This is a genomic window from Psychromonas arctica (genome assembly GCF_038155225.1).
Classification (GTDB): Bacteria; Pseudomonadota; Gammaproteobacteria; order Enterobacterales; family Psychromonadaceae; genus Psychromonas; species Psychromonas arctica_B.
The window spans coordinates 1-249 of the sequence record NZ_JBAKBA010000155.1; the positions used below are offsets into that span (position 1 = coordinate 1).

The following is a 249-nucleotide window of genomic DNA, read 5'->3' on the forward strand; positions in this document are numbered from 1 at the left end:
CGCGCGATAATATCACAGATTAACAGGTTTATTGATAGCTTTATTTGTTGTTCATTTTCGCCCATTCAAATACATCATTACTTTTAATTATAGAGGGTTTTTTAGGGTTTTTTTCAATCGGTGTGCTTTGCGTATTATCCTGTGCTGCTAATATGCTTCGTATTAGCTTTGTTGATTCTGGATGCTTACTGCAAAAAGTCTTTAAATATAAATTCTCAACACGGCTTCTCGCCGATGGTGTTTGACGTA

Annotated in this window: 1 pseudogene; it reads right to left on the reverse strand. The window is 35.3% G+C overall.

What is annotated here, in order from left to right:
* Positions 1-40: 40 nt before the first annotated feature.
* A pseudogene (locus V6255_RS18140) lies at positions 41-249 on the reverse strand (hypothetical protein); the annotation flags it as partial.